18 protein-coding genes are annotated in these 19,909 nt (G+C 67.2%); 10 read left to right on the plus strand and 8 right to left on the minus strand.

The features are described from left to right. Positions 1-202: 202 nt before the first annotated feature. The gene (locus QZM15_RS12560) at positions 203-1,471 is read left to right on the plus strand and encodes a lipoprotein-releasing ABC transporter permease subunit (RefSeq protein ID WP_081066565.1); all 1,269 of its coding nucleotides are present in this window, start codon (positions 203-205) and stop codon (positions 1,469-1,471) included. A 26-nt stretch (positions 1,472-1,497) separates the two neighbouring features. Here the strand turns inward: QZM15_RS12560 and QZM15_RS12565 are convergent, their stop codons facing one another. Beyond that, positions 1,498-2,310: a hypothetical protein gene (locus QZM15_RS12565; protein WP_302106489.1), complete on the minus strand. Its 813-nt coding sequence runs from the start codon at positions 2,308-2,310 to the stop codon at positions 1,498-1,500. Between the two features lie 553 nt (positions 2,311-2,863). On the opposite strand from QZM15_RS12565, the gene QZM15_RS12570 reads away from it, so the two are divergent. From QZM15_RS12570 to QZM15_RS12580, 3 genes are all read left to right on the plus strand, one after another. Then, on the plus strand, positions 2,864-4,822 hold the full coding sequence (locus tag QZM15_RS12570) for a Xaa-Pro dipeptidyl-peptidase (RefSeq protein WP_059575360.1): 1,959 nt from the start codon (positions 2,864-2,866) through the stop codon (positions 4,820-4,822). Between the two features lie 492 nt (positions 4,823-5,314). Further along, a complete protein-coding gene (locus QZM15_RS12575; protein ID WP_302106490.1) occupies positions 5,315-6,277 on the plus strand; it encodes a cyclopropane-fatty-acyl-phospholipid synthase family protein in 963 nt (320 codons plus the stop codon). A gap of 44 nt (positions 6,278-6,321) precedes the next feature. Further along, positions 6,322-7,425 carry a methyltransferase type 12 gene (locus QZM15_RS12580; RefSeq protein WP_302106491.1) on the plus strand — a complete coding sequence of 368 codons (1,104 nt, stop codon included), beginning with the start codon at positions 6,322-6,324 and terminating at the stop codon, positions 7,423-7,425. Positions 7,426-7,545: 120 nt separating this feature from the next. Here QZM15_RS12580 and QZM15_RS12585 read toward each other — a convergent pair whose 3' ends face one another. Then, positions 7,546-8,475, minus strand: coding sequence for a 2-hydroxyacid dehydrogenase (locus QZM15_RS12585; protein ID WP_124658480.1), 930 nt, complete (start codon positions 8,473-8,475; stop codon positions 7,546-7,548). Positions 8,476-8,641: 166 nt separating this feature from the next. On the opposite strand from QZM15_RS12585, the gene QZM15_RS12590 reads away from it, so the two are divergent. From QZM15_RS12590 to QZM15_RS12615, 6 genes are all read left to right on the plus strand, one after another. Then, complete coding sequence (locus QZM15_RS12590) at positions 8,642-9,565, plus strand: ABC transporter substrate-binding protein (RefSeq protein WP_104012533.1); 924 nt, start codon at positions 8,642-8,644, stop codon at positions 9,563-9,565. Then, on the plus strand, positions 9,562-10,740 hold the full coding sequence (locus tag QZM15_RS12595; protein WP_302106492.1) for an ABC transporter permease: 1,179 nt from the start codon (positions 9,562-9,564) through the stop codon (positions 10,738-10,740). Before QZM15_RS12590 ends, QZM15_RS12595 begins: the two co-directional genes overlap by 4 nt. Further along, complete coding sequence (locus QZM15_RS12600) at positions 10,737-11,690, plus strand: ABC transporter ATP-binding protein (protein WP_099317799.1); 954 nt, start codon at positions 10,737-10,739, stop codon at positions 11,688-11,690. Before QZM15_RS12595 ends, QZM15_RS12600 begins: the two co-directional genes overlap by 4 nt. Continuing rightward, on the plus strand, positions 11,687-12,457 hold the full coding sequence (locus tag QZM15_RS12605; RefSeq protein ID WP_302106493.1) for an ABC transporter permease: 771 nt from the start codon (positions 11,687-11,689) through the stop codon (positions 12,455-12,457). Before QZM15_RS12600 ends, QZM15_RS12605 begins: the two co-directional genes overlap by 4 nt. Positions 12,458-12,489: 32 nt before the next feature. Further along, complete coding sequence (gene arr / locus QZM15_RS12610) at positions 12,490-12,885, plus strand: NAD(+)--rifampin ADP-ribosyltransferase (protein ID WP_060314097.1); 396 nt, start codon at positions 12,490-12,492, stop codon at positions 12,883-12,885. A 158-nt stretch (positions 12,886-13,043) separates the two neighbouring features. Continuing rightward, positions 13,044-13,730, plus strand: coding sequence for a lytic transglycosylase domain-containing protein (locus tag QZM15_RS12615; RefSeq protein ID WP_099317802.1), 687 nt, complete (start codon positions 13,044-13,046; stop codon positions 13,728-13,730). A 27-nt stretch (positions 13,731-13,757) separates the two neighbouring features. Here the strand turns inward: QZM15_RS12615 and QZM15_RS12620 are convergent, their stop codons facing one another. The 6 genes from QZM15_RS12620 to QZM15_RS12645 all read right to left on the minus strand — a co-directional run bounded on the left by QZM15_RS12620 (position 13,758) and on the right by QZM15_RS12645 (position 19,898). Continuing rightward, entirely contained in the window at positions 13,758-14,105 is a 348-nt protein-coding gene (locus QZM15_RS12620; protein ID WP_226291472.1) for a helix-turn-helix transcriptional regulator, read from the minus strand. A 156-nt stretch (positions 14,106-14,261) separates the two neighbouring features. Further along, positions 14,262-14,702: a dihydroneopterin aldolase gene (locus tag QZM15_RS12625; RefSeq protein ID WP_034186032.1), complete on the minus strand. Its 441-nt coding sequence runs from the start codon at positions 14,700-14,702 to the stop codon at positions 14,262-14,264. Then, on the minus strand, positions 14,699-15,331 hold the full coding sequence (locus QZM15_RS12630; protein ID WP_060314087.1) for a sarcosine oxidase subunit gamma: 633 nt from the start codon (positions 15,329-15,331) through the stop codon (positions 14,699-14,701). The genes QZM15_RS12625 and QZM15_RS12630 overlap by 4 nt, the downstream gene beginning before the upstream one ends. After that, positions 15,321-18,332 (minus strand): sarcosine oxidase subunit alpha family protein, encoded by a 3,012-nt coding sequence (locus QZM15_RS12635; RefSeq protein WP_059575391.1) that lies wholly within the window; start codon positions 18,330-18,332, stop codon positions 15,321-15,323. Before QZM15_RS12635 ends, QZM15_RS12630 begins: the two co-directional genes overlap by 11 nt. Then, on the minus strand, positions 18,329-18,628 hold the full coding sequence (locus QZM15_RS12640; RefSeq protein ID WP_011547035.1) for a sarcosine oxidase subunit delta: 300 nt from the start codon (positions 18,626-18,628) through the stop codon (positions 18,329-18,331). Before QZM15_RS12640 ends, QZM15_RS12635 begins: the two co-directional genes overlap by 4 nt. A 25-nt stretch (positions 18,629-18,653) precedes the next feature. Further along, entirely contained in the window at positions 18,654-19,898 is a 1,245-nt protein-coding gene (locus QZM15_RS12645; protein WP_034204196.1) for a sarcosine oxidase subunit beta family protein, read from the minus strand. Positions 19,899-19,909 lie beyond the last annotated feature (11 nt).

The raw sequence follows: 19,909 nt of genomic DNA on the forward strand, positions 1-19,909 counted from the left end.
GAATCGTTATGGGTCTTGTGACGGCGCGGCCCGGTTGCGCCGTGAGTACTTGGTATCGACCGGATGCTGGGCGCCATTATCGATCAGACCCGAAACGATGGAAACAGCGGTGTGCCGGCGCGCAACGCCGGCCGATACCCGACCTCTGCGCGCGGTCGCGCCGCGTTCGCTAGAATGCGCGGCTCGGCAGGATCGAACCGAAATGAAAGGAAACCGCTTGAAACTCCCGTTCGAATGGCAGATCGGGCTGCGCTACGCGCGCGGCGGCCGGCGCTCGGCCGGCGACGGCTTCGTGTCGTTCATCGCCGGCGCCGCGATGGCCGGCATCGCGCTCGGCGTGGCCGCGCTGATCGTCGTGCTGTCGGTGATGAACGGCTTTCGCACCGAGGTGCGCGACCGGATGCTGTCGGTGCTCGCGCACGTGGAAATCTTTTCGCCGGCCGGCGCGATGCCCGACTGGCGGCTGACCGCGCACGAATCGTTACAGAATGCTTCGGTGCGCGCCGTCGCACCCTATGTCGACGCACAGGCGCTGCTGACGAACGCAGGCAACGTGACGGGCGTCGCGCTGCGCGGGATCGATCCGGTGCTCGAGCCGCGCGTGTCCGAAATCGCGCGCAAGCTGAAGACCGGGCGCCTCGACGCGCTCGTGCCGGGCGAGATGGGCATCGTGCTCGGCGCCGCGCTCGCCGACGCGCTGCAGGTGAAGATCGGCGACCGCATCACGTTCTTCGCGCCCGGCAACACCGCGCGCCTCGGCGACGCGCTGCCGCGGTTCCGCCAGTTCAACGTGGTCGGCACGTTCGAGTCGGGCCACTACCAGTACGACAGCGCGCTCGCGTACATCCACATCCGCGACGCGCAGCAACTGTCCAACGTGAGCGCGCCGACCGGCATCCGGTTGCGCATCGACGATCTGCAGCGCGCGCCGGAGATCGCGCTCGCGCTGTCGCGCACGCTGTCGGGCAACCTGTACATCCGCGACTGGACGCGGCAGAACCGCACGTGGTTCGAAGCCGAGCGGCTGCAGAAGCGGATGCTGTCGCTGATCCTGATGCTGATCGTCGCGGTCGCCGCGTTCAACCTCGTGTCGTCGCTCGTGATGACGGTCACGCAGAAGCAGGGCGACATCGCGATCCTGCGCACGCTCGGCGCGCCGCCCCGCTCGATCATGAAGATCTTCGCGACCCAGGGGATGACGATCGGCCTCGCCGGCACGCTGGCGGGCGTCGCGCTCGGCTGCGCGATCGCGGTAAGCATCCCGGTGGTGCTGCCGGCGATCGAGCAGTTGCTCGGCATCCGCTTCCTGACACCGTCCGTCTATTTCCTCAGCGCGCTGCCGTCGAAGCTGTCGGCGCTCGACGTGATCGAGATCGCGTCGGCCGCGTTCCTGATGTCGTGCGTCGCGACGCTGTACCCGAGCTGGCGCGCCGCGCGGGTGCGGCCGGCCGACGCGCTGCGCGACGAGTAGCCGCGAGCGGCTCGATTGGCGCGGCGTTACGCGATCTCGTGGAAACCGACGCTGTTGCCGCCGTCCGGCGCGTAGGCGGCGAGCACGTCGAAGCCGACGTTGACGAGTTCCGCGCGCATCCCGTAGGACTTCTTGCCGGATGAGTCGACGAAGATCGCCGCGCCCGACGACAACTGGCGCGCGGTATTCAGCAGCGCGAGCGTGCCGCGCGCGGTGCCGGCCGACGGCTCGATCTGCAGCGTCGTGCCGTCCTGCGTGGTGAAGTGCCCGCCCGGCGGCACGGGTGGCGGATTGTCCGCGACCGACCGGTTGAGCAGGCTCATGAAATGAAAGCGCGCATCGGCGCCCTGACTGGCCGCCGCGCGCTCGCTGTCCGCGAACGTGTCGCCGCGCACGGCCACGCCTTGCGCGGCGATATCGACCGCCTGCTCGTGAAAATCGCGCGTCGCGAGCACGAGGCCGGCGTTCGCGTTCAGCGTCGATTCGACCCACGCGCGATCGCTGTCGGTCAGCGTCTTCGATACGACCTTGATCCGGCCGTCGTCGGTCACGAAGTCGAATGGCGCGTCGGCCAGATCGGGGCGCTTCGCGACGATGTCCTGCAGGCTCGTCGCGAGCGCGTCGGCGACGCCGCGCAGCTTCATCGTCAGGTCGCCCACCATCGACAACTGTTTCGCCAGCGCCGCCTGCATCGCCTGCGGATCGACTGCCCGGACGCCGATCGGCTCGCCTGGCGACGCGCCGGACGCGGTCGTGTCCGATGCCTGGCGCCCGTCGAGCACCGCCTGCGCCATTTGCGCGAGCGACAGGTCGCCCGCCGCCGTGACTGGAATCGTCATTGCCCTCTCTCTCGTTTTCAGCCTGTTTTTTGCTGTTTACGGACGGATTCCATGGAAGTTGAGGTCGCCGGCCACACGCATACAGAAACTTTGTTTGACTTAAGCTAAAAAAGTTTGACACGCGCATTTCACTGAGATAACTTTTGCGCAAGCTTCCGGAAAGCAATCCCGGCCAACAGCGTGCCGGCTCGCGTCGCGCTTTCCTGCCGTTGCAGCACCGCCGTTCGCAACATTTCCGCCTCTTCGCATCGTGCCGTTCCGTTTCATCCAAAACCTGAAGGGAGCTCGGGCATGCTTCTGTTTGATTCGCACTCCTGCTTTCGTATCGAACCGCCGCACTGACGCATTCCGCTCGGGGCGATGCGCTCGCCTCGACGCCAGCCGGATGCGCGCCACCTGACGCACGTCGGCATCGGGCGAGATCCCCTTCCGTCTCGCCCGCCGTTTTTGATGGTGCAGTTCCGCTTCATCCGATGCAGTACCCGGCCAGGCCGCAGGGGGCGTATCGCGAGCCGACCGGTTCCACACAATCACAAGAGACGAGGTCGCTGCAATGAACATTCATCGAACCGGATTCCGGCGCGCGTGGCTGCCCGCGCTCGTGGCGGCCGCGACGCTCGCCGCGTGCGGCGGTGACGACGGCGGTAGCGTGGCGGGCGTGTCAGCGCTCGCACAGGGCCAACAGGAGGGGGCCGCCGCCGCGGCCGATCAGTCCAATACGCAATCGCTCGCGTCGCGCTTTTCACCGTCCGGCGTCCCGTACGCGAATCCGGCGAGCGGCGGACGCTACAAGCCGGTGATCAGCAACGGCCAGGTGCAGCCGTCGCTGTCGGGCGGCACGATCGAGGAGAACGCGTGGGTCGACACGCCGGTCGATTCCGACGGCGACGGCACGCGCGACCGCATCCACGTGCGCATCGTGCGGCCGGCCGAGACCGCGAACGGCGCGCGCACGCCGGTCATCGTGCTCGCGAGCCCGTATTACGCGGGGCTCGCCGACAGCCCCAACCACGACGTCGACGTCGAACTCGACGGCACCCCGCATCCGGCCGCGACCGCCGGCGCCGCGGCATCGGCGTCCACGCGCATCCTGGCCGCCGCACCGCAAACCCGGATGCTGCAGCAAGTCGAGGCGGCGGCCGCCGGCCGCTCGTGGATCGAGAGCTACTTCGTGCCGCGCGGCTTCACGATCGTCTATGCGGATTCGCTCGGCACCGCCGGCTCGGACGGCTGCCCGACGATCCTCACGCGCGACGAATCGGTCGCGATGGCGTCGGTGATCCGCTGGCTCGGCCGCGACGCGACCGCGAAGGACGCGAACGGCAAGACGGTCGTCGCGAACTGGTCGACCGGCCACGTCGGCATGTACGGCGTGTCGTACGACGGCACGCTGCCGAAGATGGTCGCGAGCCTGCGCACGCGCGGGCTCGACGCGATCGTGCCGATCGCCGGGCTGTCGAACATGTACGGCTACTACCGCTCGGGCGGCCTCGTGCGCGCGCCGGAAGGCTATCAGGGCGAGGATGTCGACGTGTACATCAAGGCGCTGCTGACGAACGCGCATCCGGAGCGCTGCACGCACCTGATCGACGAAGCGCTGCAGCAGGAAGACCGCAAGACCGGCGACTATTCGCCGTTCTGGGCCGCGCGCGACATTCCGACCGCGTTCGCGGTCGCGCCGGCGCTCGTCGCGCAAGGGCTGACCGACGACAACGTGCGCGTCGACCAGTCGACGTCGTGGTATCTGGCGATGCGGCGCCAGGGCGTGCCGACCCAGCTGTGGCTGCATCGACTGAAGCACACCGATCCGACCCGCGTGCCGGCGATGGCCGACGCGTGGACCGCCGAGGTGAACCGCTGGTTCACGCGCTACCTGATCGGCTACGACAACGGCGTCGAGCACGATCCGCGCGCGGTGATCGCGCAGGCCGACGGCTCGCTGCTGAAGGAAGCCGACTGGGCCGCGCGTCGCGCCACGCCGGTCACGTACTTCGCCGGCGGCGACGGCGCAACCACCGGCACGCTGCTGCGGCAGCCGACCGGCGGCCCGCTCGCGCGCTTCACCGACGATGCGCGCATTCCCGCGCTGACGCTGGCGAACACGGCGACCGGCGAAAACCGCAGCCGCTTCGAGACGGCCCCGCTGACGGCCGCGGCACGCCTGTCCGGCACGGCGACCGCGCGCGTCAGGCTGACCTTCACGGGCGTGGCGAACGTGACGGCGCTGCTGGTCGACCGCGCGCCGGACGGCACGGCGACGATCGTCACGCGCGCATGGACCGACCCGCGCAACCGGCTGTCCGAGTGGGTGTCGCAGCCCGTGCTGCCCGGCATGCCGTACGACCTGAAGCTGACGTTCATGCCGCGCGACTACAAGCTGGAAGCCGGCCACCGGCTGGGGCTCGTGGTCCTCTCCAGCGACTATGAGGCGACGCTGCGGCCGACGCCGGGCACGGGGCTGACGCTCGATCCGGCCGGCACGTCGGTGACGGTGCCGCTCGCGGCTTCCTGAGCCGCGGCAGCCCGCGGTACCCCCTCGACACGATCCGGGATGCCGGTACCTCCGCATCCCGGATCGTTTCCCATCGTCCGGCTCGATTTTCTGTTTCTTTAAAAAGGCCGCCCCGTCGGAATGATCATTCCGCATTTCGTGAATCAAGCGATTGTTTAAATCGGGAAATGAAACAGCATTCTGTCGCTTGACATCGAAACCCGATCGACTAGATTGGGAATTCAATAATCCGGAAATTCGTAACCGGTTGCCCCCGGGGATTCCCTTCGCCTGTATGCCGTTTCCAGCCCGACCGGCGGCCGCCGAGTCGCGGCCCACGGTAATCGCTCGTCTTTTTTGAATCGGGTGCCGCTGATTTTCTGTCCTGGTCGAGGAAAGGGGATGTCGCCCGCTTCGATCATGCAACCGTGATTCGGCAGCAACCGCGCTCGCCGGACACGGAAGTCCGGCTATCCCGTGCATGACGTCGTACCCCCGCCTCGGAGAATGGCTATGAGCAATATCGGCACGGACACCGCCGTCGGATCGGGATCGCCATTGAATGGCCGGGCCGCCAAGCCGTTCGCTTCGATACGGGGCCGGGAACGAAACGATTACGAGTCGCGGGTCGCACTGGCTTACCAGGACGACCCGGAAAGCTGGAGCAGCGTGATCGGCGATCGCCTCTGGTTCCAGTTCGGTATCTATGACCCGGCCCGATCGCCGGAGCCGATCGGCCTCGACGAATCCGGCCTCAGGTATTTCGAGCGGCAACTCGAGCTCGCCGGCCTGGATAGGCCCGGCCGCCAGCCCGTCGAGCGGATACTCGATATTGGCTGCGGCTGGGGAACGGTGCTGCGGGATCTGTCCGAGCGGTTTCCCGACTGTCATCGCCTGGACGGCATCAACATCAGCGAACGCCAGCTCGAATACTGCGCCGAAGTCAATGCCGCGCGAGCCTTGTCGGACCGCATCAACCTGTTCCGGTGCAATGCGCTCGATATCGATTTGCTGCCGGATTTCGGGCAACCCTACGACCTTGCGATCATGCGCGGGGTGATTTCCCACTTCCCCTACGATCTTTTCGAAATCGTGATGGCCAAATTGCGGCAACGGCTGTCCGCGAACGGAACGGTCATCGTTTCGGACAACCTGTATAACGTCGACCTGCAGGACTACCGGTCCGATACGCCCGATCTCGTCGACAGGCTGGCATGCAAGTATCGCAAGACGCCCGCGTACCTGCGCCAGGTGTTCGAGCAGAGCGGCTTTGTCGTCCACGACATGAGAATCCTGCCGGACCGGATGGACGCGACACGCTGGCTGCTGAGCGTGCAGGAGAACATCGAGCGTCATTTTCCGCGCGGTGCGGTCGGCGCGCTGGAAGAACTCCGCGTGATGTGCGAGAGCCTGGCCGTCGCCATCGTGAAGCGCCAGGTTTCCATCTACAGCTTCGTGCTCAGGCGCGATCGCTGAAGGCCGCCGTTTCCGGCCCCCGACCTCGAGCCCGAGAATCCGCCATGAAAGAGATTCCCAACTTCGTTCGCGATCTCCCCGGCCTGCCGAAACCGGGGGAAAAAATCTTCCACCCGGACTTCCATCTGCAATTGAAGCCCATGTGGCATCCGCGCCACGACGAGGCGGAACGCCGAATCGCGCTCACCGACAGCCCGTACATCCTCGCGTACTACGGCAGCCAGAAGGCGGTCGAACATTATCTGGCGCAAAGCATGCCGTCATTCGGCGGCCTGTGCTACCCGCACACGCGAGACGACCGGATCTACGATCTCGAACGGATGATGAGCATCACCACGCTGATCGACGACACCATCACCAACCCCGACATGCTGGACCAGGCACCCAGGCGCGCGACGTTGCGGCAGCATTACTTCGACGCGATCGCCGGCGTGCGCCCGCCGGACAGCGCCCCGATCGCGCAGTTGCTGTACGAGGGGCTGCTGCCCGTCAAGGCACAGTTGGCGTCGAAGCCCCGCGTCTGGCAACGGCTGGAGGAATCGCTGCGTACCTTGATCGTCAGGCAAACGGATCCGTTGGCCTTGAAGATGGACGAGCTCACGTTCGACGCCTATCTGGAGATGCGGCGCATCGACAATTACGGGGAATGGGCAGCCATCATGACGGAATACGCGATCGACGTGGACATGACCGACCACCTGGCCGCCGACCGGTCGCTGGCGGAAATGAGAACGGCCGCCATCGATTCGATCACGCTGGTCAACGACCCGTATTCATTCCGGAAAGAGATTCATATCGCCGATTCGGTCAATTCCGTCTGGCTGCTGATGTACCGCGACGGCCTGACGCTCCAGGACGCGCTGAACAAGCTGGCCACGCTGGTTGCCGAGAACGAACGCAACCTGATCGCCGCGCGCGACCGCGTCCTCGCCGGCCCGCTCGGAGACGACGCGGATGTGCGCGCCTACGTGACCGAACTGGAGCATCTGGCGTCCGGCAATGCCGAATTTCACGCGATCAGCACGCGTTACCACGGCAGGGATTTCAAAGGAAAACGGTTCATTTCGGGCGAGGTGACCATTCGGCCGCTACCGTCCACCGATGAAGTGGCGGCCGCGGATCTCGCGGGCGGCCGCCCCGCAAGCTGATTCGATCGATGACGGTGCCGGGTTCGGTTCACGAGGGCCTGCAAGGCGTGCACGCGGTCCGAACCACGCCGTCTCGCGACCGGCGCGACCGCGTTTCGCACCGGCAACACCGATCGCCGCCTACACCGGCGTCAATACCGGCTGCCCCGCGAAATGCCGCGCCGCGTTGTCGAGAAACTGCCGCACCGAACGATCGAGCGCCTCGGGCGACCAGCCGCCCATGTGCGGCGTGAGCACGACGCTGTCGAGATCGGTCAGCGCACGCGGCGGCGCCGGTTCGCCTTCATACACGTCGAGCCCCGCGCCCGCGATGCGCCGTTCGCGCAGCGCGTCCGCCAAAGCAGCGGTATCGACAACGCTGCCGCGCGACACGTTCACGAGGAAACCGCCCGGGCCGAGCGCGTCGAGCACCGCGCGATCGATCAGATGTCGCGTGCCTGCACCGCCCGGCGTCGCGACGATCAGGAAATCGGCCCACTGCGCGAGTGCGTCGACCCGGTCGAAATAGCGGTACGGCACCGGCTTCTCCGAGCGGTTGTGATAACCGATCTCGATGTCGAAGCCGGCCGCGCGACGCGCGCACTTCTCGCCGATCTTGCCGAGCCCGACGATGCCGAGCTTCTTGCCCGACACGTTCGGCGGCATCGACAGCTCGTCGCGCCACACGCCCGCGCGGGTTTTCGCATCGAGCTGCACGACGTTGCGCACCGCCGCCAGCAGCAGCGCGAACGCGTGATCGGCGACGCAATCGTCGTTGGTGCCGGCGCCCGTCACCACCGTGATGCCGCGCGCCTTCGCATGCACGACGTCGATGTGTTCGTAGCCCGCGCCGAGCGCGCTGACGAACGTCACGCGCGGCAGCCGGTCGATCTCGGCGGCGCTCAACCCCGTGCTGCCGTTGGTCAGCACCGCTCGGATCGTGCTGCCGTGCTCGGCGATCGCGCGTTCGCGCGCATCGGGAGTCGGCGCGTAACGCACGTCGAACGACGCGGCGATCTCGCGATGCGCGTCGCCGCGCAGCGCGATGAGGACCAGCAGCTCGGGCTTCATGTCAGCAAATGTCCGCAGGCGGGAGTGAATTTCAGTGTAACAAGCCCGCACGATGGATGCGGGTTATCCCCACACCGTCTGTGGACACGCGGCCGCACGCGGTTTGCCAAAGCCGGCTCAGTCAAGTAACTTTCGGCGTACGCCCCCGTCCTGGAGATTGGCCCCGATGAAGCTCGCCCTGCCCGCCCGGATCCTGGGCCTCGCGTTCGCCGCCGCGATCGTCGCGCCCGGCGCGCATGCCGACACGCCCGTCGTGGTGTCGTCGAAGATCGACACCGAAGGCAACCTGCTCGGCAACCTCATTTCACAGGTGCTGAAGGCCCACGGCGTTCCCGTCACCGAAAAGATCGCGCTCGGCACGACGCCGATCGTGCGCAAGGCGCTCACGAGCGGCGAGATCGACATCTACCCCGAATACACGGGCAACGCCGCGTTCTTCTTCAACAAGGCCGACGACCCGGTATGGAAGAACGCGAGCCAAGGCTACGACACCGCCAGGAAGCTCGACTACGCGGCGAACCATCTCGTGTGGCTCGCACCGGCGCCCGCGAACAACACGTGGGGCGTCGCGCTGCTCGCGCCCGTCGCGCAGTCGCAGCACCTGAAGACCTTCTCCGATTTCGGCAAGTGGGTGACCGGCGGCGGCAAGGTCAAGCTCGCGGCTTCGGCCGAATTCGTGAACAGCGCGTCGGCGCTGCCGTCGTTCGAGAAGGCGTACGGCTTCAAGCTGAAGCCGGAGCAGCTCGTCGTGCTGTCCGGCGGCGACACGGCCGCGACGATCAAGGCCGCCGCGAACCAGACCGACGGCGTGAACGCCGCGATGGTCTACGGCACCGACGGCGGCATCGCGTCGAGCGGCCTCGCGGTGCTCGACGACGACAAGCACGTGCAGCCCGTCTATGCGCCGGCGCCGGTGATCCGAGAAGCCGCGCTGAAAGCGCATCCGCAGATCGCCGACTTGCTGAAGCCCGTGTTCGCGAGCCTCGACCTGAAGACGCTGCAATCGCTGAACGCCCGCATCCAGCTCAACGGCGAGCCGGCCGCCGGCGTCGCGAAAAGCTATCTGAAAGCGAAGGGTTTCGTGAAATGACGGGCCGCGCGGCGGCGTCCGCGCGGCGCATCACGCTCGACAAGGTCGGTGTCCTGATCGGTGTACTCACGCTCGTCGCAGTGTTCGGCCTGTCGTTCGCGGTGCTGCGGCCGAACCGGATCGCGGCCGGCACCGGGCTGTCGGTGTTCGCCGCGCTGCCCGCCATGCAGGGCGCCGCGCTCGCCGCGCTGTGGACCGTCGGCGCGCTGTGGGTGATGACGGCGAGCCGTCCCGCGTGGCGGCTCGCGGCCGGCTGCGCGGGGCTCGCGACGCTCGCGTACGCGATCGGCGCGGCCGCGGCGCACGTCGTCGCGCCCGACGACATGCTGGCCCGCGTGTCGCCCGACGCCGGCGTCTGGCTGCTGCTGTTCGCGTGGGCGGTGCTCATCGCCGATGCGCTCGCGCGCCTCGCGTTCGGCCCGTGGCGGCGGCTCGCCGCGCTCGCCGTCGCGATCGCGGCGGTTTCGGTGCCGCTCGCGAGCGGCTGGTGGGACGGCCTCTCGGTGATGCGCGAATACGCGGTGCGCAGCGACGATTTCTGGCGCGAAGCGATCCGTCACGTGTCGCTCGCCGGCGGCTCGGTCGCCGCCGCGCTCGTCGCGGGCGTGCCGCTCGGCATCGCCTGCGCGCGCATCGCGACGGTGCGCACGATCGCGATGCCCGTGCTCAATGTCGTCCAGACGATCCCCAGCATCGCGATGTACGGGCTGATGATGGCGCCGCTCGGCCTGCTCGCCGCGCACGTGCCGCTCGCGGCCGCGCTCGGCATCCGCGGCATCGGCATCGCGCCGGCCATATTCGCGCTGTTCCTCTACTCGCTGCTGCCGATCGCATCGAGCGTCGTGGTCGGGCTCGAACAGGTGCCGCCGCACGTGACCGAAGCGGCACGCGCAATGGGCATGACACGTATGCAGCGGCTGCTGCGCGTCGATCTCGTGCTCGCGCTGCCGGTGATCCTGAGCGGCGTGCGGATCGTGCTCGTGCAGAACATCGGCCTGACCGCGGTGGCCGCGCTGATCGGCGGCGGCGGATTCGGCACCTTCATCTTCCAGGGGATCGGGCAATCGGCCGCCGATCTCGTGCTGCTCGGCGCGATCCCGACGATCGCGCTCGCACTGGCGGCCGCCGTCGTGTTCGAAGCCGCGACGTCGCTCGCGAAGGGACGTGCAGGATGATCGAGATCGAACGGGTCGGCAAACGCTTCGGCGACGTGGTCGCCGTCGACGACGTATCGCTGACGGTGCAGCGCGGCACGATCACCGCGCTCGTCGGCGCATCGGGCAGCGGCAAGTCGACGCTCCTGCGCATGATCAACCGGCTGATCGCACCGACCAGCGGCACGATCCGCATCGACGGCGTCGATACGGCAAGCGTCGCGCCCGAACAGTTGCGGCGCGGCATCGGCTACGCGATCCAGGGGCACGGGCTGTTTCCGCACTGGAGCGTCGCGCGCAACATCGCGACCGTGCCGCGCCTGCTCGGCTGGCCGGCCGAGCGCATCGACGCGCGCGTGAACGAACTGCTCGATCTGTTCCATCTCGCGCCGGCCGAGTTCGCAGGCAAGCTGCCGCACGAACTGTCGGGCGGCCAGCAGCAACGCGTCGGCGTGGCGCGCGCACTCGCCGCCGAGCCCGCGATGCTGCTGATGGACGAACCGTTCGGCGCGCTCGATCCGATCATCCGCAACAAGGCGCAGGACGACCTGTTCGCGCTGCAGCGCCGCCTCGGCATCACGGTCGTGATCGTCACGCACGATATCGAGGAAGCGCTGAAGCTCGGCGACACGATCGCGGTGATGGACGGCGGCCGGCTGCTGCAGGTCGCGACGCCGGCCGAGATTCTCGGCAAGCCGGCGGCCGGTGTCGTCGAACAGCTCGTCGCGGGCGTCGATCGGCCGCTGCGCCTGCTCGCGCTGACGCCGATCGACGCCGTTGCCGAAGCCGGTCATGCCGACGGCGAACCGATCGCCGCGACGCGCACGCTGCGCGATGCGGTATCCGAATTGTTGTGGCGCGGTGTCGATGCGCTGCCCGTGGACGATACGGCCGACGGCAACCGTCACGCACACGGCCCTCGCCGCATCACGCTCGACGCGATCCGCTCGCACGCGAGGAAGCCCGCATGACGGCGCCCGGCAGCAGCATGCACCCCCGGCGGCCTTCGCTTCCCGCGTACGTCGCCCGCACGGCCGCGCTCGCGCTGCTGCTCGTGCTGCTGTTGCGCCCCGGGTGGCTGCAAGGTCTGTTCGCGCCGTTCGCGGACAACGGCGCGCCGGTGATCTACGATCGCGCGAGCCTGCTCGATCTCACGCTCGCGCATCTCGGCACGGTCGCACTGTCGAGCCTGATCGGCACGATCGTCGCGGTCACGGCCGGCATCGCGGTCACGCGGCCGTTCGGCGCGGATTTCCTGCCGGTCGCGCGCAGCGTCGTCGACATCGGCCAGACCTTCCCGCCGGTCGCCGTGCTCGCGCTGGCCGTGCCGGCCGTCGGCTTCGGCTTGAAACCCGTGCTGATCGCGCTCGTGCTGTACGGGCTCCTGCCGGTTTTCGAAAGCACGATCGCGGGGCTCGAGGACGTGCCGCGCGACGTCGTCGACGCCGCGCGCGGAATGGGAATGAGCGGGTGGCAGCAACTGGTGTCCGTCGAGCTGCCGCTCGCGTTCCCGGTGATCGTCAACGGCATCCGGCTCGCGGTCGTGATCAACCTCGGCACCGCGACGATCGGCTCGACGGTCGCCGCGCGCGGGCTCGGCGACGTGATCATCGCGGGCCTGCAGACGTCGAACACCGCGTTCGTGCTGCAAGGCGGCGTGATCGTCGGCTTGCTCGCGGTGCTCGTCAGCGATGCGATCGGCGCGATTGCGCGGGCGGCGAGCGCGCGGCGCGCCTAGAAACCGTTGCGGAATGTTTCGAAGGAGAAGCGATGACTGCATTAGACACCGGCCCGTTTTTTCATGGCACGAAAGCGGATTTGCGGATCGGCGACTTGCTGACGGCAGGCTTCAGATCGAATTATCGCGATGACGTCGTGATGAATCACATTTATTTCACGGCGCTGCCCAAAGGCGCCGGCCTGGCGGCGGAAATGGCCAAAGGCGAAGGGCGGCCGCGGGTCTACATCGTCGAGCCTACCGGCGAATTCGAAAACGACCCGAACGTCACGGACAAGAAATTCCCCGGCAATCCGACGCGATCGTATCGAAGCACATCGCCGTTGAAGATCGTTGGCGAACTCGATAGCTGGGAACCCTACGATCCGGAGTTCATTCAGCAGCTCAGAAGCCGCATCGAAACCGGCATCGGCGAGATCATCAACTAGCGTTCGTGCGGACTGCGATGCGTGTCCGCGCAACGATCGGCTTGCCGGCCCGCCCGAATCGACACAAGCCTACAGCGTGCTTTCATTCGAACCGGCGCTCGAACATCGGTGGCAATTGGCCGATATACTATGCGCCTCCCATTTCCCCGCACTCCACCATGCGACGACGGTTTTTCTGGCTGATCGTGCTCTCGCTCGGCATTGCGCAACAGGCCGCGGCGCAGCAGGCGCCCGCAGTGCCTGCGTCCGCGCCCGACGCGCTGGCATCGGCGCCGACCGTCGCCTCCGCGCCGCTCGCGAACGCCAACGATCAGCCTAACGAAGCAAACCGCCGCATTACCACCTACCTGACGAAGAAATTCGGCGTCGCAAGAGAAAAGGCCGCGAAGCTCGCGGATATCGTGAGCGTGACTGCGACGAAATATTCGCTGCCGCCGGCACTCGTTTACGCGATTATTTCGATCGAATCGCGCTTCCAGGAAAAGGCGCGCGGCCAGCATGGCGCGACCGGATTGATGCAGGTCGTGCCGTCCGCGCACCGCGGCATGCTGCGCGACGTGAAGGATCTCACCGAGCCGAATGCGAACGTCGAGGTCGGCTCGCGGATCCTGTCGGGCTACGTGAAAGCGGCCGGCGGCAACGTGCTGGCCGGGCTGAAGAGCTACAGCGGCGGATCCAGTGCATATGCGGCGAAGGTGATGCAGCGGGTCGATTCGTTCCGGTTCGTGCTCGAACCCGATGACGACGCGAAAAGCCCCAATACCGTGAACGACGGGAAGGCGCACATGGTGCCCGTCAGCGATCCGTCCGGCCCTGCGCCCGCCGCGAACCGCAACGCGAAGTAAGTGCATGCAGGCTGATGCCGGCAAAGTTCAACGTTGATCTCGGGCGTAACTGTTGCCCTCGTTCGGCTCGGGGACAGTGACGCGCGCCGTCGCGTGATCGCGCAATGCGCTGCGCGCGACCGGTACTTCGCGTTTGGGTACGACGAGCAGATTGAGACCGAGGCCGTCCAGTATCTTGAACAGTTTGTCGAGCCCCACGGCACGGCCGTTCTCGAGCCGAGACAATACGTCTTTGGAAACGCCGAGCATGTCGGCTGCGTCGTCGATCCGCATCTGGATCTGCGCTCGCCGGTTGCGCACGAGCGCCCCCAGTGCAGCGAGATCGAGTGCGAGCGGGTCGGGTGTTGCAACAGGTCGCGGTAGGGTGCGGGCCATAATTCCGGGATTTCAGGAACAAAGCGAATGGCGGCCAACGATCGCCGATAGTTCTCATATTTCAGGAACTATAAACGAGTGCGGCGGCGCATTCGCCCCCCCGCCCCATGGAGTCACCGGATCACCTCCCTCGTGCCTTGATCCAGCCCCCTTCGATCAAAGCTGCCCCGCCGCTCCCGTCCACCGCAGGTAATCGCCGCGCGTCCAGTCCAGCGACACGCCGACGCGTTTCGTCCCCGGCCGGATCTTCGGCTTGTACACCGACAGCGTCAGCGATTCCAGCGCCGGCCATTCGCGAAACGACAGCACCGCGATATCCGCAACGAGCGTCTCCAGCAGCCGCGTATGCGGCTTGTGCGACAGGAACGACGCGACGCGCGCGCAATAGCCGTCGTAGTCGATCCACTCGCCCTGCTCGCTCGGCTCGCAGCGATACCCGAGCCGCGCATCGATCACGATCGGCTGCGGCGCCTCGTGCTCGTGCGCATGGATGCCGATCCGCGCGGGCACCTTCAGTTCGTCGACGAACACGCTCCAGCCGCGCCCGCGCAGGCGCGGCGCGTCGATCGCCACGAACGGTTCGTCGAACGGCTTCATGATGCGAGCGGCGCCGCGGCGTCGAGCATGATGCGCACGAAATAGTCGGCGAAGCTGCGACGCAGGACGATCTCGAACGAGTCGTCGCCGGTCGGGATCAGCGTGATCGGCGACTTGAAGTAGTGCGACTGCGCGCACTGGCCCGGCTTGAACACGCGCGGATGCACGTCGAGCGGGCAGCCGCGCGCGATCACGTCGCGCACGCGTTCGCCGCTGATCTCGACCACCGTGTAGCCGCTGCCGACGTCGACGGCCGCCGCGTACAAGCCCTGCACGGCTTCCGCCAGCGTGGCCTCGAGCACGCCGGCCTGAACCGGCCCGTTCGACCGCACGAGCCATTCGTCGGGCCCGAGCCACAGCACGTCGTACTCGGCGCCGCGCGCGACCGTGTTCGGCGTCGCGGGCGGCCGGCAGCCGACCACGCGCTCGAACGCGGCGACGAATGCCGGGTCGCTCAACTCGCCGCGCACGTTGACGAGATCGAGGAACGGCCGCTCGCGCAGCGTGAACTTCTTCGATGCGCGCGCCTGGTGCGCCTTCAGCACGTCGGCCGCGCCGACGAACGGCGATTCAAGCGTCACGCCGGCCGCGCCCGCCACCGGCGCCTGGTTTCTCGTTTCATTCCACATGCTGACGCACCCCTTCGGTATCGTAGAAAACCGGGCTCGAGATCTTCGCGGTGACGCGGCGGCCGTTGGCCAGCGGGATCACGACGCTCTCGCCCATCTTGTTCAGGCCGCCCTTCACCACCGCGAGCGCGATCGAGCGCTTCAGGATCGGGCTGTAGTAGCTCGACGTCACGTGCCCGATCATCGGCGTCGGATCGGTTGCCGACACCTGCGTGTCCTTCGCGATGATCTGCGCGCCTTCCGGCAGCACGAACTGTTCGTCTTCGGTCAGCAGGCCGACGAACTGCTTGCGGCCTTCCTTCGCGGTATCCGAGCGCGTCAGCGAGCGCTTGCCGAGGAAGTCCTTCGACTTCGCGACGAGCCCGCCCATCCCGAGGTCGTACGGCGTGATCGAGCCGTCGGTGTCCTGCCCGACGATGATGTAACCCTTCTCGGCGCGCAGCACGTGCATCGTCTCGGTGCCGTACGGCGTGATGTCGAACTCGGCACCGGCCGCCATCAGCGCTTCCCACACCGCGCGGCCCGCATTCGCCGGCACGTTCACTTCGTAGGCCAGCTCGCCCGAGAAGCTGATTCGCATCACGCGCGCCTTCGCGCCGGCAACCGTGCCGTTGCGGTAGCTCATGAACGGGAACGCTTCATTGCCGAAGTCGATGTCCTGGCACACCTTCTGCACGACCTTGCGGCTCTTCGGGCCGACCACCGCGAACGTCGCCCAGTGATCGGTGACGGACGCGAGCCGCACCTTCATGTCGGGCCATTCGGTCTGCAGCCAGCGCTCGAGCCACGTCAGCACGCGCGCGGCGCCGCCGGTGGTGGTCGTCATCATGAAATGCTGGTCGGCGAGGCGCACGGTCACGCCGTCGTCGAACACCATCCCGTTTTCGTCGAGCATCAGCCCGTAGCGGCACTTGCCGATTTCGAGCTTGTTCCACGGGTTCGTGTACATCCAGTTCAGCAGCTTCACCGCGTCCGGGCCCTGGATGTCGATCTTGCCGAGCGTCGACGCATCGAGAATGCCGACGCCGTTGCGCACCGCGAGGCATTCGCGCTTCACGGCCGCATGGAGATCCTCGCCGTTCTTCGGGAAATACCATGGCCGCTTCCAGTTGCCGACGTCCTCGAACATCGCGCCGTGCTCGACGTGCCATTCATGCACGGCCGTCTTGCGGATCGGGTCGAGGAAATCGCCCGTCTCGCGGCCCGCGAACGTGCCGAACGACACGGGCGTGTAGTTCGGGCGGAACGTCGTCGTGCCCGTTTCCGGAATCGTCTTGCCGAGCGCGCCCGCGAGGATCGCCATCCCGTTGATGTTGCCGAGCTTGCCCTGGTCGGTGCCGAAACCCATCGCCGTGTAGCGCTTCACATGCTCGACCGACTCGAAGCCTTCGCGCGCGGCGAGCAGGATGTCGGCCGCCGCGACGTCGTTCTGGAAATCGACGAACTGCTTCGGCCCACGCGCGGCCGCCTCGCGGCTGCCGACGAGCCACAGCGGCTGCAGTGCGCCTTCGACGGTTTCGGCGACCTGCGGTGCGGCCGGACGCTGCGCGGCCGCGAAGCCCGCGGCCTTCGCCGCTTCCACGCCCGCATCGACCGCGAGCCGCAACGCACGGGCGAGCCCGAATTCGCCGGCCGCCGCGCCGATGCTGGTTTCCGCCTGCACCGGCTTGCCCGGCAGGAAACACGCCTTCTCGTCGTTCCAGCACGCCTTGCCGCCCGATTGCGCGAACAGGTGCAGCACCGGGCTGAAGCCGCCCGACATCGCGACGAGGTCGCACGGCAGCGTCTGCATCTTGCCGCCCGTCTGGCCGTTCGAGTAGGACGCGACGTCGACCGACGATACGCGCCACTTGCCCGATGCGGCCGTGACGACCGCGCCGCTCATCACCGTCACGCCCTGCCGCTTCGCGGCGGCCGGCAGCGCGCCGTTCGACGACGCGCGCGAATCGACGACCGTCACCTTCGCGCCGCACGCCTTCAGGTCGAGCGCGGTCTGGTAGGCACGGTCGTTGTTCGTGAACACCACCACGTTGCGGCCCGGCAGCACGCCGAAGCGGTGCACGTAGGTGGAGACCGCACCCGCGAGCATCACGCCCGGCAGGTCGTTGTTGCCGAACACGATCGGCCGCTCGTGCGCGCCGGTCGCGAGAATCACGCGCTTCGCGCGGACCTTCCACAGCAGCTCGCGCGTGCCCTTGCGCATCGATACCGGCAGGTGATCGGTCAGGCGCTGCGTGACTGTCACGAGGTTGTGGTCCTGGTAACCGAACGCGGTGCTGCGCGACAGGATCGTCACGTCGGGCAGCTTGCGCAGCTCGGCTTCGATCTTCTCGACCCATTGCATCGCGGGCTTCGCGTCGATCTCCGCGCGGCACGACAGCAGGCTGCCGCCGAGTTCGCGCTGGTCGTCGACGAGGATCACGCGCGCGCCGGCCGTGGCGGCCGCATGCGCGGCGGCGAGGCCCGACGGGCCACCGCCGACCACGAGCACGTCGCAGTGCGCGTAGCACTTGTCGTAGCGATCGGCGTCGAGCACCTCGGGCGCCTTGCCGAGGCCGGCCGCTTCGCGGATCTTCTCTTCGTACTTCGGCCACATGTTGCGCGGCCACATGAACGTCTTGTAGTAGAACCCGGCCGGCATGAAACGCGACAGCTTCTGGTTGATCGCGTACTTGTCGTTCTCGAGCGACGGCTCCGCGTTCACGCTCGTCGCGACGAGGCCCTGGTACAGCTCGATTTCGGTCGCGCGCGCGTTCGGCACCGTGTACGGGCCGGTTTCGAGCTGCACGACGGCATTCGGTTCCGCGACGTCGGCCGTCACGATCCCGCGCGGACGGTGGTACTTGAAGCTGCGCGCGACGAAGTGCACGCCGTTCGCGAGCAGCGCGGACGCGAGCGTGTCGCCCTGGAAGCCCTGGTACGTGCGGCCGTTGAACGTGAACGTCAACGGAATCGCGCGATTGATGCGGCCACCGGTGCCGAGGCGGTCTTTCTGGCTCATTTGCTCGTGCCCTCTTCGTGTGCATTGCCGGCAGATGCTCCGCCGAACTTTTCGTAGCCCTTGATATCGTAGGTGACCGTGTCGCGCGTGACCTTGAACCAGCGGCGGCAGCCCTGCGTATGCAGCCATTGCTCCTTGTGCAGCCCGCGCTTGTTCTCGCGCATGAACACGTATTCGCCCCATTCGCGGTCGGTCATGGTCTCGTTCGCCACCGGGCGCACGATGTCGGCTTCACCGCCGCACGTAAACTCGGATTCGGCGCGCGGCCCGCACCACGGACATTCGATCAGCAACATGTTTCCTTCTCCTTCAGTGCGGTGGTTAGTGCGCGACGGCGGCTGCGCCGTGCTCGTCGATCAGGTGGCCCGTATAGAAGCGGTCGAGCGCGAACGGCGCGTTCAGCGGATGCGGTTCGTCGCGGGCGATCGTGTGCGCGAACACCCAGCCCGAGCCCGGCGTCGCCTTGAAGCCGCCGGTGCCCCAGCCGCAGTTGAAATAGAGGCCCTTCACGTCGGTCTTGGTGATGATCGGGCACGCGTCCGGCGACACGTCGACGATGCCGCCCCACTGGCGGTTCATCCGCACGCGCGAGAACACCGGGAACATCTCGATGATCGCCTGCAGCGTGCTTTCGATGATGTGGAAGCTGCCGCGCTGGCCGAAGCCCGTGTACTGGTCGATACCCGCGCCGATCACGAGATCGCCCTTGTCGGACTGGCTGATGTATGCGTGCACCGCGTTCGACATGATCACCGAGTTGACCACCGGCTTGATCGGCTCGGACACGAGCGCCTGCAGCGGGTGGCTTTCGATCGGCAGGCGGATGCCGGCCATGTCGGCGAGCGTCGTCGTGTTGCCGGCCGCGACCACCGCGACCTTCTTCGCCTTGATGAAACCCTTCACCGTATCGACGCCGACCACCGCGCCGCCTTCGCGGCGAATGCCCGTCACCTGGCAGTTCTGGATGATGTCGACGCCGGCGCGATCCGCGCCGCGCGCGAAGCCCCAGGCCACCGCGTCGTGGCGTGCGACGCCCGCACGGCGCTGGATCGATGCGCCGAGCACCGGGTAGCGGCTGTTCAGGTTGATCGTCGGCTCGATTTCCTTGATTTGCGCGGGCGTCAGGAATTCGGCGTCGACGCCGTTCAGCCGGTTCGCGTTCACGCGGCGCTCGGTGTCGCGCACGTCCTGCAGCGTGTGGGCCAGGTTCATCACGCCGCGCTGGCTGAACATCACGTTGTAGTTCAGATCCTGCGACAGCCCTTCCCACAGCTTCATCGCCTTCTCGTACAGCGCGGCCGACTCGTCCCACAGATAGTTCGAGCGCACGATCGTCGTGTTGCGCGCGGTGTTGCCGCCGCCGATCCAGCCCTTCTCGAGGATCGCGACGTTGGTGATGCCGTGCTCCTTCGCGAGGTAGTAGGCGGTCGCGAGGCCGTGGCCGCCGCCGCCGACGATCACGACGTCGTATTCCTTCTTCGGCTCCGGGCTCTTCCACTGCTTTTCCCAGTTCTCGTGATACGAGAGGCCGTTGCGGAACAGGCTGAATATCGAGTAGCGGCTCATGTTAGTGATCC

The sequence above is a fragment of the Burkholderia sp. AU44665 genome, from assembly GCF_030504405.1.
GTDB classification, from domain to species: Bacteria; Pseudomonadota; Gammaproteobacteria; order Burkholderiales; family Burkholderiaceae; genus Burkholderia; species Burkholderia semiarida.

Bases quoted from the DNA above. Each gene is read 5' to 3' on its own strand.
- QZM15_RS12560 (WP_081066565.1), top strand. From the start codon at position 203: ATGAAAGGAAACCGCTTGAAACTCCCGTTCGAATGGCAGATCGGGCTG.
- QZM15_RS12565 (WP_302106489.1), bottom strand. From the start codon at position 2,310: ATGACGATTCCAGTCACGGCGGCGGGCGACCTGTCGCTCGCGCAAATG.
- QZM15_RS12570 (WP_059575360.1), top strand. From the start codon at position 2,864: ATGAACATTCATCGAACCGGATTCCGGCGCGCGTGGCTGCCCGCGCTC.
- QZM15_RS12575 (WP_302106490.1), top strand. From the start codon at position 5,315: ATGAGCAATATCGGCACGGACACCGCCGTCGGATCGGGATCGCCATTG.
- QZM15_RS12580 (WP_302106491.1), top strand. From the start codon at position 6,322: ATGAAAGAGATTCCCAACTTCGTTCGCGATCTCCCCGGCCTGCCGAAA.
- QZM15_RS12585 (WP_124658480.1), bottom strand. From the start codon at position 8,475: ATGAAGCCCGAGCTGCTGGTCCTCATCGCGCTGCGCGGCGACGCGCAT.
- QZM15_RS12590 (WP_104012533.1), top strand. From the start codon at position 8,642: ATGAAGCTCGCCCTGCCCGCCCGGATCCTGGGCCTCGCGTTCGCCGCC.
- QZM15_RS12595 (WP_302106492.1), top strand. From the start codon at position 9,562: ATGACGGGCCGCGCGGCGGCGTCCGCGCGGCGCATCACGCTCGACAAG.
- QZM15_RS12600 (WP_099317799.1), top strand. From the start codon at position 10,737: ATGATCGAGATCGAACGGGTCGGCAAACGCTTCGGCGACGTGGTCGCC.
- QZM15_RS12605 (WP_302106493.1), top strand. From the start codon at position 11,687: ATGACGGCGCCCGGCAGCAGCATGCACCCCCGGCGGCCTTCGCTTCCC.
- arr (WP_060314097.1), top strand. From the start codon at position 12,490: ATGACTGCATTAGACACCGGCCCGTTTTTTCATGGCACGAAAGCGGAT.
- QZM15_RS12615 (WP_099317802.1), top strand. From the start codon at position 13,044: ATGCGACGACGGTTTTTCTGGCTGATCGTGCTCTCGCTCGGCATTGCG.
- QZM15_RS12620 (WP_226291472.1), bottom strand. From the start codon at position 14,105: ATGGCCCGCACCCTACCGCGACCTGTTGCAACACCCGACCCGCTCGCA.
- QZM15_RS12625 (WP_034186032.1), bottom strand. From the start codon at position 14,702: ATGAAGCCGTTCGACGAACCGTTCGTGGCGATCGACGCGCCGCGCCTG.
- QZM15_RS12630 (WP_060314087.1), bottom strand. From the start codon at position 15,331: ATGTGGAATGAAACGAGAAACCAGGCGCCGGTGGCGGGCGCGGCCGGC.
- QZM15_RS12635 (WP_059575391.1), bottom strand. From the start codon at position 18,332: ATGAGCCAGAAAGACCGCCTCGGCACCGGTGGCCGCATCAATCGCGCG.
- QZM15_RS12640 (WP_011547035.1), bottom strand. From the start codon at position 18,628: ATGTTGCTGATCGAATGTCCGTGGTGCGGGCCGCGCGCCGAATCCGAG.
- QZM15_RS12645 (WP_034204196.1), bottom strand. From the start codon at position 19,898: ATGAGCCGCTACTCGATATTCAGCCTGTTCCGCAACGGCCTCTCGTAT.